Source organism: Pseudomonas sp. Z4-20 (assembly GCF_051131955.1).
Classification (GTDB): domain Bacteria; phylum Pseudomonadota; class Gammaproteobacteria; order Pseudomonadales; family Pseudomonadaceae; genus Aquipseudomonas; species Aquipseudomonas marvdashtae.
The window spans coordinates 1479104-1492289 of record NZ_CP071641.1 but is presented as its reverse complement, the minus strand read 5'-3'; the positions used below and the strand labels follow the sequence as shown (position 1 = coordinate 1492289).

14 protein-coding genes are annotated in these 13186 nt (G+C 60.1%); 8 read left to right on the top strand and 6 right to left on the bottom strand.

Annotation, left to right across the window (positions count from 1 at the left end; translation table 11 throughout):
• The first annotated feature begins 69 nt into the window (after positions 1–69).
• The 3 genes from J3P82_RS06900 (at position 70) to J3P82_RS06890 (ending at position 2825) form a co-directional block, all read left to right on the top strand.
• Positions 70–1197 (top strand): glycerophosphodiester phosphodiesterase, encoded by a 1128-nt coding sequence (locus J3P82_RS06900; RefSeq protein WP_434561746.1) that lies wholly within the window; start codon positions 70–72, stop codon positions 1195–1197.
• Between the two features lie 123 nt (positions 1198–1320).
• Entirely contained in the window at positions 1321–1626 is a 306-nt protein-coding gene (locus J3P82_RS06895; RefSeq protein WP_434561744.1) for a PepSY domain-containing protein, read from the top strand.
• A gap of 176 nt (positions 1627–1802) precedes the next feature.
• Positions 1803–2825, top strand: a complete 1023-nt coding sequence (locus J3P82_RS06890) for a transporter (RefSeq protein ID WP_434561742.1) — start codon at positions 1803–1805, stop codon at positions 2823–2825.
• Positions 2826–3028: 203 nt separating this feature from the next.
• On the opposite strand, the gene J3P82_RS06885 is transcribed toward J3P82_RS06890, so the two are convergent.
• Positions 3029–4654, bottom strand: a complete 1626-nt coding sequence (locus J3P82_RS06885) for a methyl-accepting chemotaxis protein (RefSeq protein ID WP_434561740.1) — start codon at positions 4652–4654, stop codon at positions 3029–3031.
• 287 nt (positions 4655–4941) lie between these two features.
• Here J3P82_RS06885 and J3P82_RS06880 point away from each other — a divergent pair, with 287 nt between their 5' ends.
• From J3P82_RS06880 to J3P82_RS06870, 3 genes are all read left to right on the top strand, one after another.
• Positions 4942–5085, top strand: coding sequence for a hypothetical protein (locus tag J3P82_RS06880; protein ID WP_434561738.1), 144 nt, complete (start codon positions 4942–4944; stop codon positions 5083–5085).
• A gap of 37 nt (positions 5086–5122) precedes the next feature.
• A complete protein-coding gene (locus J3P82_RS06875; protein WP_434561736.1) occupies positions 5123–5374 on the top strand; it encodes a hypothetical protein in 252 nt (83 codons plus the stop codon).
• 83 nt (positions 5375–5457) lie between these two features.
• Positions 5458–6657 (top strand): MFS transporter, encoded by a 1200-nt coding sequence (locus J3P82_RS06870; RefSeq protein WP_434561734.1) that lies wholly within the window; start codon positions 5458–5460, stop codon positions 6655–6657.
• Here the strand turns inward: J3P82_RS06870 and arfB are convergent.
• Complete coding sequence (arfB, locus tag J3P82_RS06865; protein WP_186612293.1) at positions 6654–7067, bottom strand: alternative ribosome rescue aminoacyl-tRNA hydrolase ArfB; 414 nt, start codon at positions 7065–7067, stop codon at positions 6654–6656. The two genes, J3P82_RS06870 and arfB, sit on opposite strands and share 4 nt — an antisense overlap.
• Positions 7068–7174: 107 nt before the next feature.
• Entirely contained in the window at positions 7175–8596 is a 1422-nt protein-coding gene (locus J3P82_RS06860; protein WP_434561732.1) for an amino acid permease, read from the bottom strand.
• Positions 8597–9253: 657 nt separating this feature from the next.
• Between J3P82_RS06860 and J3P82_RS06855 the strand changes: the two genes are divergently transcribed.
• Positions 9254–9391: a hypothetical protein gene (locus J3P82_RS06855; protein ID WP_042729498.1), complete on the top strand. Its 138-nt coding sequence runs from the start codon at positions 9254–9256 to the stop codon at positions 9389–9391.
• Between the two features lie 84 nt (positions 9392–9475).
• A complete protein-coding gene (locus J3P82_RS06850; protein ID WP_434561730.1) occupies positions 9476–10441 on the top strand; it encodes a leucyl aminopeptidase in 966 nt (321 codons plus the stop codon).
• A 155-nt stretch (positions 10442–10596) separates the two neighbouring features.
• Here the strand turns inward: J3P82_RS06850 and rluB are convergent, their stop codons facing one another.
• From rluB to scpB, 3 genes are all read right to left on the bottom strand, one after another.
• Positions 10597–11844 carry a 23S rRNA pseudouridine(2605) synthase RluB gene (gene rluB, locus J3P82_RS06845; protein WP_434561728.1) on the bottom strand — a complete coding sequence of 416 codons (1248 nt, stop codon included), beginning with the start codon at positions 11842–11844 and terminating at the stop codon, positions 10597–10599.
• Between the two features lie 144 nt (positions 11845–11988).
• Positions 11989–12180 (bottom strand): DUF1289 domain-containing protein, encoded by a 192-nt coding sequence (locus J3P82_RS06840; protein WP_434561726.1) that lies wholly within the window; start codon positions 12178–12180, stop codon positions 11989–11991.
• A 42-nt stretch (positions 12181–12222) separates the two neighbouring features.
• A complete protein-coding gene (gene scpB / locus J3P82_RS06835; RefSeq protein WP_434561724.1) occupies positions 12223–13182 on the bottom strand; it encodes an SMC-Scp complex subunit ScpB in 960 nt (319 codons plus the stop codon).
• Positions 13183–13186: the final 4 nt, after the last annotated feature.

The following is a 13186-nucleotide window of genomic DNA, read 5'->3' as shown; positions in this document are numbered from 1 at the left end:
CTGGCGATAGCGCCGAGCGCGTTCAGTTGTTAAAAGAGAGGTCTTTACACCCACGAAAGGACCTCGAACATGCCTGTCACACTCCCCCGTAGCGCGTTGATGCTGAGCCTGTTGCTCGGTTTCGGTCAGGCACATGCCGCCGAAGTCCCGAATCCCAAGGCCCTGGCAACCCTCCAAGGTATCCCCCACCCGGCGGTCATCGCCCATCGCGGTGCATCGTTCGACGCGCCGGAGTCCACCGCCGCGGCCTATAAACTGGCGCGTGACCTGGGCGCCGATTATCTGGAGCTCGACCTGCAACGCAGCAAGGACGGCGTGCTGTTCGTCTTGCACGACGACAGCCTGTTGCGCACCACCGATGTCGCGACCAGGTTTCCCGAGCGCAAGGACAAGACCGCCAACGAATTCACCATGGCCGAGCTCAAGACGCTGGACGCCGGCAGCTGGTTCAACGCGGCCTACCCGGACCGCGCGCGTCCTTCATACGCGGGTCTGAAAATCCTGACGCTGGACGAAGTCATCAACATCGCCGAGGGCAACCCGCAACACAAACCAGGGCTGTACATCGAGACCAAGGAGCCCAAGCTGTTTCCAGGCATCGAGCGCGACCTCAAGGACAAGCTGCAAGATCGTGGCTGGTTGAGCCCGGCAGGCTCCAAGCTGGCCAAGGGCGCCATCGGGGTAGGCCAAGGAAAGGGCAAGGTGGTATTGCAGACCTTCGAAAAGAGCAGCCTGGAACTGCTGCACAAGGAAATGCCGAAGGTGCCGAAAATCCTGTTGCTGTGGGTCGGTGAAGGCAATATCGAGCCCAAGTCCAAGGTGACGTTTGCCGAATCCGGCGAAACCGACAAGGCGGCGTACTACGCCAAACAGGAACCCAAGGATAAGGCCGAGTTCGAACAATGGGTCCAGTACGCCAAGGCCCAAGGCGCCATCGGCACCGGTCCTTCGGCGGCGTTGACCCATGGCGGCAGCCAGAGCTACACGGACCTGGTGCAGCCGTGGATGAACCAGTACACCCATGACCAAGGTTTACTGGTACATGTCTACACTGTGGATGAGCCGGTGGACTTCCAGAACGTGATGAATGCCGGCGTGGATGGCATTTTCACCAACCGGGCCAGTGAGTTGCTCAAGTACTTCAAGCGTCCCGAAACCGGCAGTGTGGCGCAACTATTGGAGAAGAACGGCTACTGAAGCATCAGGGCCGGATCGGGGCAGTTGCTGCAAGTTTTCCGAATTAAGGGTGAATTAAGTTGCCACAGATAATCTGAACCCACTTAAACGAATCACCCTTTAACGACACCAAGGAAAGACCTCATGAAAACGTTGACTGCCCTGTTTACTGCTGCTGCACTGACCCTTACCGCTGGCTTGGCCCAGGCTGATGTCCGCATCGACCAGATTCCCCAGTTGGTCAAGGACGGCAAAATCAAATCGCTGGAATCGATGAATGCCGAAGCCCTGAAGTTGCACCCGGGCGGCACGATCACCGACACCGACCTGGACAATCACTTCAACGGCTATGAATATGAAGTTGAAGTACGCGACGCCAATGGCCAAGAGTGGGATATCGACTTCGACGCCACCACTGGTAAAGTGCTCTCCAACAAACAAGATAATTAACCGATCAAAAAGCCGCGCAACTTTCAAGTTGCGCGGCTTTTTTGCGCACGCTGTAAATAGCTACCGATCCGGGCAACACAGCTCAACCGTCACAAAACCTTCAAAAAACCCTGCAATGATGCCGCTCAAGTGAACCTGTCATCGCCACGACAGGCACTTCCCGCCAGCGAGCCTTCATGAACCACAGCATCGACCAAAGCCACCGCGATCCGGACCTGTTCGGCCTGCTCTACGGGTTTCGCTTCCGCCCCGGCGAACGCGGGCGAGAGATCGATTCGGCCCAGGCCCTGCGAAGCCTGCAGCAACCGGAGGATGCCGACGAATTCCTCTGGCTGCACCTGAACCTGGCTCATGCCGCTTGTGAGCGCTGGATGAAAAACCATCTGGCCTTGCCCGTGGAGTTTTTCGAAGCGTTGCACGAAGGCTCGCGCTCGACCCGCATCGAACACGTGGACTCAGCCTTGCTGGCCGTGGTGAACGATGTGGTATTCAACCTCAGCAACCTGGTGTCCTCGGATGTGTCCACGTTGTGGGTTTGCGTCCACAGTCGGCTGATAGTCAGCGCACGCCTGCAACCGCTGCACTCGGTCGACAAGCTGCGCTCGTCGGTCAAGGCCGGGGAACACTTTCGCTCGCCGCTTGAACTACTCGTGCATTTATTGCGCGACCAAGGCGAAGTGCTCACCCAGATCGTGCGCAAGACCAGCCTCAGCGTCGACCAGATCGAAGACCAACTGCTGTCTTCGCGCGTGTCCAACAACCGCGCCGAACTCGGCAGCCAGCGCCGGATACTGGTGCGCCTGCAACGCCTGCTGGCATTGGAGCCGGGTTCGTTGCTGCGTCTGCTCAATCGCCCACCGCAGTGGTTGCAGAAAGAAGACGTCAAGGAGCTGCGCAAATCCACCGAGGAGTTCGCGTTGATCATCAACGACCTCACCGCCCTTGGCGAGCGGATCAAATTGCTGCAGGAAGAAATTGCCGCCAACCTCAATGAACAGAGCAACCGCACGCTGTTCACCCTGACGGTGGTCACGGTGCTGGCGCTGCCCATCAACATCATTGCCGGTTTTTTTGGCATGAATGTCGGCGGCGTGCCGTTGGCCGGTGATGACCACGGCTTCTGGATCCTGGTCGCACTGGTGGCGACCTTCACCGTGATTGCAGGCCGCTGGGCATTTCGCAAGCGGCGCGATTACTGAGATTGGTCCACCTCGGGCTCGCATAAGCTGTTGTGGCGAGGGAGCTTGCTCCCGCTCGGCTGCGCAGCAGTCGTAAAAGCTGCCTACCGTTTTATTCCTGACCCACCGCGTTGAATGGCTTTAGGGCTGCTACGCAGCCCAGCGGGAGCAAGCTCCCTCGCCACGGGTGTTAATCAGACCCTATTGCAAACAGGTCAACGCTCTCAGGCACTCAACCGCGCCGTCACTTCATTCAACTGCCCGGACAACCCGTGCAGATCCCGGCTCGCCGCTTCGGTGCGCTGCACGTTGTCCAGGTTGGTGCTGGCAATGCAGGTGATTTCTGTCAGGTTGCGCGAGATGTCCTCGGCCACCGAGGTCTGCTCTTCCGCAGCCGTAGCGATCTGGCGGTTCATGTCGCGAATCGCTTCGACCGCATGAGTGATGCGTTCGAGCATCTCGCCGGCCTGGGTCACTTGCTCGACACTTTCTTCGCTGCGCGACTGCCCGCTTTCGATGGCTTGGGCCGCGTCCACCGCACCGGTTTGCACCGTCTGGATGATCTGGTTGATCTCGATGATCGACGACGCCGTGCGCTGGGCGAGGCTGCGTACTTCATCGGCGACCACCGCAAAACCACGCCCTGCCTCACCGGCTCGAGCGGCTTCGATGGCGGCATTGAGGGCCAGCAGGTTGGTCTGTTCGGCAATTCCGCGAATGACTTCCAGCACCTTGCCGATGCGACCGCTGTCGGTTTCCAGGCGACGAATGACCGTGGCGGTGTTGGCGATTTCGCCGCGCATCTGGGTGATGGTGTGGATGGTGCCTTGCATCACCTTCTCGCCCTGTTGCGCCGAGTGATCGGCCTCATCGGCGGCCCGAGCGGCGTCGGCGGCATGGCGGGCGACTTCCTGGGCGGTGGCGGACATTTCGTTCATCGCCGTCGCCACCTGATCGGTGCGTTCGAATTGTTCGCTCGTCCCCTGGCTCATCAGGCTGGCGATGGCATTGAGCTCACCGCTGGCGCTGTCCAGCTCCGTCGCACTGCGTTGCAGGCGCGTGAAGGTTTCGGCGAGGAAATCGCGCAGCGTATTCGCCGCCAGGGCCAGGTCGCCCAACTCATCCTGGCGGGTGCTGGTGACGCGTTCGCCAAAACGCCCGCGGCTCAGTTGAGTCACGTATTCGATCAGGTTACGGATGGGCTGCACCAGGTTGCGGTTGATCAGCCACAGGCTCAGCAGCCAGACCAGCAGCCCCGAGACAAGCATGATCACAGTGCCCAGCATGATCGTGCGATCGGCACCGGCATTGATCAGCGCCGATTGTTCATCACCCAGTTTATGCAGCTCGACCACCAGCTCGCTCATCTGCTCACTGGTCGCACGGTCGACACCCTTGACCGCCGCGTCACCCGCTGCTGCGTCGCCGCCTGCCGCAACGAACGCATCACGGCCCTTCTGATAGGCCGCGCCCAGCTGCGCATGTTCGCCCCGCAGGCGTTCGATGCGCGTCTTGATCTGCGCCGCAACACCGTCGTGTTTGATCAAGTCGCCAAGGATGCCCTGGACATCGCGCTGACGGTCTTCGAATTGCTTCCAGTATTTATCCAGGTCCGCCGGCTGCTTGCCACGCAGCAGCACATTTTTCCATTCCTGGACCTGGACCTTGAATTGCAGGTTCGCCTCGTCGATCAATTGCGACGCACGCAACGGGCCATCAATCAGGTTGCGATAATTGTGAATGCCATCGGAAAGGAAATGAAAGGACGCCAGGGCGATCAACAGCATCGCCAGCAGGCTACCCGTCAGCAAGGCAAGGATCTGGGCTCTCAGGGATTTTTGTAGGAACATGCAATCGATCTCTTCAAATAAAGGACCTCCATGTCCAGGGTCCACTGTCGCAACTGAGCGTGGAAGATATGAACATGGGATCGGCCCGCATCCAGTGTTCTTGAGCCTTGGCGACCATCGGTAGCGGCGTCGTTTTTCCCCGGTGGTCATGACTTGTCCAGACAATCCCTTTTGTCGCGCATCGGGATTTAAAAGTCTTTTTGTCATTTCTCCTGGGGTATCCTGCCCGCGCTTTGTACAAGCGCGGATCTACCCGATCGATCAACAGACTTTGCGAGGAGCGCGATATGCACGAGATTCCTAATCTCCCCTTCCCAAGCCTGCACGAACCTGAGCAGACGACCACGCTACAAGCCGGGGGGCAACCCGACGCCCAGCAACCCGAGCCGCCGCAAGCCACTGAACGCCGCCAGGCCGACAGCGACGACTGATACACCCGCACCAACAGACTGTGTGGAAAGCGCTAAGATGCGCTTTCCACACCGCCTGAATTCCGAGCCCCGTACCATGACCGATGACACCCCTACCTTCAGCGAAGCCCAGGCCAGCATGCTGATCGGCACAGCGGAAAAAATGGTCGATATCTGGACCCGCCTTTCTCCCGAGAAACAAGCCACCCTGCTGGCTCGGTTCGGCACGGAGGAAAATGCCCTTGCTGCGTTGGTGACCACACATCTGGTCGCTGGCAAACCCACTACCGAACCGCCGTCCGGCAAATAGTTTTACTTTTCCAGGCGCCACCCCCACGGTCGCCGCTATCATAAGCAGCCTATCTATCCAGCTGCCCCGTGGACCTTTTACCCATGCCAGATCCCCAGCGCCCCTTGGCGGTCACGCTGCAAGTCGTCTCCATCGTCCTGTTCACTTTCATCGGCTACCTGAATATCGGCATTCCCCTGGCCGTGCTGCCCGGCTTCGTCCATGGCGAACTGGGTTTCGGCGCGGTGATCGCCGGGCTGGTAATCAGCGTCCAGTACTTGGCCACCTTGCTCAGCCGTCCTTATGCGGGCCGCATCATCGACAACCTGGGCAGCAAGCGCGCAGTGATGTTCGGCCTCGCCGGCTGCGGACTGAGCGGTGTGTTCATGCTGGTGTCTGCCTGGACGCCACACCTGCCGACATTCAGCCTGATCAGCCTGCTGATCGGTCGCCTGGTGTTGGGCAGTGCGGAAAGCCTGGTGGGCTCGGGTTCGATTGGCTGGGGCATCGGTCGAGTCGGGGCGGCGAACACCGCCAAAGTGATTTCCTGGAACGGAATTGCCAGTTACGGCGCGCTGGCGATCGGTGCCCCGCTGGGGGTTTGGCTAGTCAATGCGTTGGGACTTTGGAGCATGGGCGTCAGCATCATTGCGCTCGGCCTGCTGGGGCTGGCATTGGCTTGGCGCAAGACCGCGGCGCCCATCGTCTCTGGCGAACGCCTGCCCTTCATGCACGTGTTAGGACGAGTGCTTCCCCACGGCTGCGGGCTGGCCCTGGGGTCCATCGGGTTCGGCACCATCGCGACTTTCATCACCCTGTACTACGCGACACAGCACTGGGATAACGCCGTGCTGTGCCTGAGCCTGTTCGGCGCCAGCTTCATCGGCGCACGCTTGCTGTTCGGCAACCTGATCAACCGTCTCGGTGGGTTCCGGGTGGCGATCGCCTGCCTGTCGGTGGAAACCCTCGGTCTGTTGCTGTTGTGGTTGGCGCCGGATGCGCAGTGGGCCCTGGCGGGTGCGGCGTTGAGTGGTTTTGGTTTCTCGCTGGTATTCCCGGCGCTGGGCGTGGAAGCGGTCAACCTGGTGCCGGCCTCCAGTCGTGGGGCGGCGGTGGGTGCTTATTCGCTGTTCATCGACTTGTCGCTGGGCATCACCGGTCCGCTGGCCGGTGCGATTGCCGCAGGGTTCGGCTTTGCCTCGATCTTCCTGTTCGCCGCGCTGGCGGCGTTGGGCGGGCTGGCGTTGAGCGTCTACCTGTATCGCCAGGCACCTCGCTACCGTCAAGAACGGGAAAAGAACTAGAAATCCACCTTGCCGCGACCGGCCTTGATCGAACCGCGCTTGGTCTTGGATTCCAGGCGGCGCTTTTTTGAGCCCAAGGTCGGCTTGGTCGGGCGGCGCTTCTTTTCGACTTTGGTGGCGCTGAGGATCAACTCGACCAGACGCTCCAGGGCATCGGCGCGGTTCTGTTCCTGCGTGCGGTATTGCTGGGCCTTGATGATCAACACGCCTTCGCTGGTAATCCGACTGTCACGCAGCGCCAGCAGCCGCTCCTTGTAGAACTCGGGCAAGGACGAGGCCGGAATGTCGAAGCGCAGGTGCACGGCGCTCGAAACCTTGTTGACGTTCTGCCCGCCAGCGCCTTGGGCGCGGATAGCCGTCAGCTCGATCTCCGCGTCGGGGAGGTGCACGTTGTTGGAAATCACCAGCATGGAAAGTGTCCGGTATCAGGCTCCACAGGATACCCCGAATCTTCAGGTGTCTTGCCTTAATGCAACAAACCCGGCACTTGGCCGGGTTTGTCGTATTTCAAGATTGCTTACTTGGCAGTAGCCGCCATCGTCAGTTCATGCCGGGCACTGCGCTTGTTCTTGATCACGTAGCACCCCCACATGAACACCACCCACACCGGAATCGCATAGACCGAGATCTGAATGCCCGGGATCAACAGCATCACGCCCAGGATGAACACCACGAACGCCAGGCAGACGTAGTTGCCGTACGGATACCACAACGCCTTGAACAGCGGCGTCTGGCGAGTCTGGTTCATGTGCTGGCGGAACTTGAAGTGCGAGTAGCTGATCATCGCCCAGTTGATCACCAACGTCGCGACCACCAACGACATCAGTAACTCCAGCGCATGCTGCGGGATCAGGTAGTTCAGCAGCACCGCCACCAGCGTGACCGCCGCCGACGCGAGGATCGAACGCACCGGCACGCCGCGCTTGTCGATCTTCGCCAGGCCCTTGGGCGCATCGCCCTGCTCGGCCATGCCCAGCAACATGCGGCTGTTGCAGTAAGTGCCGCTGTTGTACACCGACAACGCAGCGGTCAACACGACGAAGTTGAGAATGTGCGCCGCGGTGTTGCTGCCCAGCATCGAGAACACCTGGACGAACGGACTGCCGCTGTAGGCATCGCCGGACGCATTGAGCGTGGTCAACAGGCTGTCCCACGGCGTCAACGACAGCAGCACCACCAGCGCGCCGATGTAGAAAATCAGGATGCGGTAGATCACCTGGTTGATGGCCTTGGGAATCACGGTTTTCGGTTTATCGGCTTCGGCAGCGGTGAAGCCGAGCATTTCCAGGCCGCCAAAGGAGAACATGATGATCGCCATCGCCATCACCAGGCCGCTCACGCCGTTGGGGAAAAATCCGCCATGGGCCCACAGGTTGGTCACCGAGGCTTGCGGGCCGCCGTTACCGCTGACCAGCAAATAGCTGCCCAAGGCAATCATGCCGACAATCGCCACCACCTTGATGATCGCAAACCAGAACTCGGCCTCGCCGAAGACTTTGACATTGGCCAGGTTGATGGCGTTGATCAGGACGAAGAACGCCGCCGCCGACGCCCAGGTCGGGATGTCCGGCGCCCAGTAATGAATGTATTTGCCGACCGCCGTCAGCTCGGACATGCCCACCAGGATATAGAGGATCCAGCAGTTCCAGCCCGACAGGAACCCGGCGAAACCGCCCCAGTATTTATGGGCAAAGTGACTGAAGGAGCCGGCGACGGGCTCTTCGACGATCATTTCACCGAGCTGGCGCATGATCATGAAGGCGATGAACCCGCAGATGGCATAGCCGAGGATCATCGACGGGCCGGCTGATTTCAGCACCCCCGCCGAGCCGAGGAACAGGCCGGTGCCGATCGCGCCGCCGAGGGCGATCAACTGGATGTGGCGATTTTTCAGGCCGCGCTTCAGCTCGCCAGAATGCGTATTTTCTACAACGGTCATGCGTCACCTATTTGTTTTTATCTGTGACGAAATCGGACCCGACACGCTTGTGGCGTGGCGGAGTGAACAAGGCGGATAACCTTGAAAGTGCGTGGGTACGCGAAGGGTCACAGTAAAACGCGGCGCATTGTACACTGCAGTCCCCTCGCTGCCAGACACCACCCGATCAGCGTCTCACCCCGCACTTGAGGTCTGGCGCGCATCTGACCCTTCCCGCGGGCTTGAAACAAGCGCTGCGAAGTAGCAAAAAAACGCGTCAAGCCGGGCCACCCGGCAGCTTTTTCTTACAGCCCTTCCAAATGCCGATACCGGTCCGCTCCAACGGTCAAAACCGTCAGCATTCCTTTACAAGCCGTAACGTAGACTTTCCATGCGGGAAGTTTTCGAAGGATGACCGCAAATTGACGGTAGGTAGCTACCTAACAAAAAAACAAGCCCACATGACTGTTTTCCAAAGGGTAAATCCCCCACGTAAATTGGAATAAAAAATTCAAAATAAAAAAATAGATTATTTTTTTGCATTCCAAAAAACCCTCGACTAGGTTTTCCCCCACTTGCCACGGCATCGTGCCGGCGAGTTTTTGCGGTGCCGGTTCGCTCGGGTTCTGCTCACGAATCGGCCCGCGTTTTCCGCAAAAGTCATCTAGGAGATTCACTATGCAAACACTGGACAAAGACTTGGAAACCGAACTGCAACTGGATGAATGGTTCGAGGCACCGACCCATGAAGCCGCCGTCGAAATGATGCAAGCCGACGCCGTCGTTCCGTTCGGCACGGCGATGTGGCCTCTGTAAGCGATACCCGGCGGAGCTGATCCGGCCGGTCGGTTCCGCCACTTTGCTAACAGGACGCCAATCATTCGTCAGGGAAGAATAAGCATGGACACACAACGAGCCATCTCACATTTCCTTTACTACCTCGAACATCATCCCGCCCTGGCCGGCATCCAGCCCGCCAAGGTATTGCTCGGCCACACCGCCGACTACGAAGCATTGACCGGTGCCATCGCCGAACAGGCTGGCAGTGGCTCGCCGTTCCAGTTCAGCGCCATGCGCCTGGATCTCGAAACTACCGAGCGCCTGGCACAGGCCATTGCCGAGAGCGATCTGTACATTTTCTTCTACGACTCTTCCACCCTGCCCAATCCACGTCCCGACGGCCCGGACTTTGTCCGTGCGCTGCAAAGCGTGATGGCGGACAACTGGAAGAAATCGCTGCTGTTCAAAGATTACGGCGACTATTTCTACGACACCTTCAGCGTCATCCCCCAACGCATCGCCGGGCTCAACAGTCACCTCATCCGCCGCATGTCCCAAGCCGCGACCTTGAGTTTCGAAGATGGCTACGGCTCATATTTCGACACGGCGTTGAACGGCGTGAAGAAGTGGACCGACATCAATGGCGTCGGCAACTACGACCTCGCCCCCGGCGAAATTGCTACCCACAGCGACGCCATCAATGGCCAGGTGAAATTCGTCGGGACGTTTCTCAGCACGATTCCGTTCGCTCGTAAATATGGTGTGCTGCAATCGCCGCTGGAGCTGTGGATCGAAGATTCGACCATTCAGAAAATTGCCACCGACGTGCCGGGCCTGGAACACGATTTCAACCGATACCTGGACGCCAACCCATCGAACCGGCGCATCGAGGAGTTGGGAATCGGCACCAACGAAGGCGTCAAGAGCCTGTACGCCCGCAATGCCGGTTTCGAAGAACGCCACTGCGGCCTGCACCTGGGGCTGGGCGGCGGGGCCAAGGGCAGCCATCATCTGGACCTGATCTTTGAAGGCGGTGTGCTGGCGCTGGACAATAAGCCGATGTTTGATGGGCGGTTTGTGCTTTAGGGGCAGTTTTGAGCTGCGAGCTGCAAGCTGCAAGAAAGAGCGGGCACCGAGGGTGTGCCTTATCCGAAACGTATCATTCAGCCAAGCAAAAAAAAACGCCAACCCAACGGTTGGCGTTTTTTCTTGCCGCTTGCAGCTAGAAACTCACAGCTGCCTCACTCGGGCTTCCGGCGTCCAAACCCTGGACGCTGGCCGGAACCGGCCGGCGCGCCACGGCGTTTGCCTGATGGCGCGTCACGGTCGGCCAGGATGATGCCCGGACGCTTTTTCGGTGCAGGCTTGGCCGGGCGCTTGGTGTCGGCCGGACGGTCGGCGACCGGTGTGCCGCGACCTGCCGGAGCGCCGCGACCTTCGCCACGCTCAGTGCCACGCTCGGTACGGCCGTTGGCCGGACGTGGCGTGCGCGGGCCGCGCTCGCCGTCCTGGCGCGGCGCCGGCTTGCGGGCCGGGCGTTCGCCTTCGAGTTGCGGCTCACGGGAAGGACGCGGGCCGGTCGCTGCGCCGTCGGCAGCAGGGCGCAAGGTACGCACGCGCTCGGTCTTGCCCATCGGACGCGAGGACTTGCGCTGCATGCGATCCAGCTTGTCCTTGCTCTTGGCGGTCATCTGCGGCATTGCCACAGGCTTGAGGCCCACTTCGGCCGCCAGGATGTCGACTTCCTGCTGGGTCATTTCGCGCCAGCGGCCCATCGGCAGGTCGGAGTTGAGGAACACCGGGCCGAAACGCACGCGTTTCAGGCGGCTGACCACCAGGCCCTGGGATTCCCACAGCCGGCGCACTTCACGGTTCCGGCCTTCCATCACCACGCAGTGGTACCAGTGGTTGAAACCCTCACCGCCTGGGGCCTGCTTGATGTCGGTAAACCGAGCCGGGCCGTCTTCCAGCACAACACCGGCCTTGAGGCGCTCGATCATTTCGTCATCGACTTCACCACGCACGCGCACGGCGTATTCGCGGTCCATCTCGTAGGACGGGTGCATCAGGCGGTTGGCCAGTTCGCCGTCGGTGGTGAACATCAGCAGACCGGTGGTGTTGATGTCCAGGCGACCGATGTTGATCCAGCGGCCTTCTTTCGGACGCGGCATCTTGTCGAACACCGTCGGACGGCCTTCCGGGTCGTCACGGGTGCAGATTTCACCGTCGGGTTTGTTGTACATGATCACGCGGCGCACCGTTTCGGCGGCCTCTTCGCGCTTGATCACCTTGCCATCGATGGTGATGGCGTCGTGCATGTCGACACGCAGGCCCAAGGTGGCATCTTTGCCGTTGACCTTGATGCGGCCCTGGGTGATCCAGGCTTCCACGTCACGGCGCGAGCCGACGCCGATACGGGCGAGGACTTTTTGCAACTTCTCGCCTGCTGGGCCGATTTCCTGGCTGTCGTTCTGGTCTAGGTCTTTCATTTCTGGGCACCTCCCGGTGTGGTCGGGTCAGGCGTGGCCTGACGCTTTGAAAACAGGTCATTCGGCGAAGGGATCGCCAAAGGGTCGCGAATCATACGCTCGTTGAGGCTTTCGCGCATCAGAGACTAGCTGATCGTACAGTGCTTAGCGCTTTTTCCGCCGACCGGTGGCGCCAAGCTTGATCAGGCGCAGCGCCGCTTCGGCGAGTACGACGCGCCTGTCTTCTTTGTCGAGTTTTTTCCAGGCCTTGATCTCGCGCTTGCTGCGCCCGCAGCCGATGCAAATATCATCGTCGAACTTGCAGAGGCTGATGCAGGGGTCTTTGATGGCGCTCATGATAATTCCTGTCACGCCGCAAGCCCGGGATGGGCAAGCGGGTCAATCTTCGAACTGGCGACGCTCGTTTTCAATCGCTTCGGCCAGGGCGCGAGCCTCGGCCTCTTCGTCGCTCAGCTCGGGTTCGGGCTCGCGCGGTTCGAGGGCGGCAACCGCAGCGAGCAGCTTTTCCCGTGCCTGTGCAACGCCGAGAATATCGTCTTCGGGTTCGGGTTCAGGCTCGACAGCAAGTTCAACTGCATCGACTTGCTGTGGCTGTTGTTCCGTCCCGTCCTCAATATCCGGAGCGTCACGCAGCAAATCGTCGAAGTCGGTTTTCAGGCCCTCCTCCATGGTGTCCAGCTCCAGCAACAACGAATGGAAACTGGTCTCCTCCTTCGGCTCCTCAGGCTCGGCACTGGCATCGGCCAACGCTTGCAGGCTTTGAGGCACCGGGGCGTCGTCGAACCCGAGCATCGGTTCTGGCTCCAGCTCCCGCAGCTCGGCCAGCGGCGGCAGGTCGTCGAGGTTCTTCAAGTTGAAGTGATCGAGAAAAGCCTTGGTGGTGGCAAACATCGCCGGTTTGCCCGGCACGTCACGATAGCCGACGACGCGGATCCACTCGCGCTCCAGCAACGTCTTGACGATGTGGCTGTTGACCGCCACGCCCCGTACATCCTCGATCTCGCCCCGGGTGATGGGTTGGCGATAGGCAATCAGCGCCATGGTTTCGAGCATCGCCCGGGAGTAACGCTGCGGCCGCTCCTCCCACAGGCGCCCGACCCAGGGCGAGAATTTCTCGCGGATTTGCAGGCGATAACCAGACGCCACCTCCTTGAGCTCGAATGCCCGCCCCTCGCAGGACTTGCCCAACAGTGTCAGGGCTTTCTTGAACACGGCCGGCTCGGGCCGCTCGCCTTCTTCGAAAAGTTCGAACAGGCGCTCCATCGATTGCGGCTTTCCGGAAGCCAACAGGAAAGCTTCAAGCAAGGGCGCCAGCTCGCGGGGTTCAGTCAGATTCATTGAT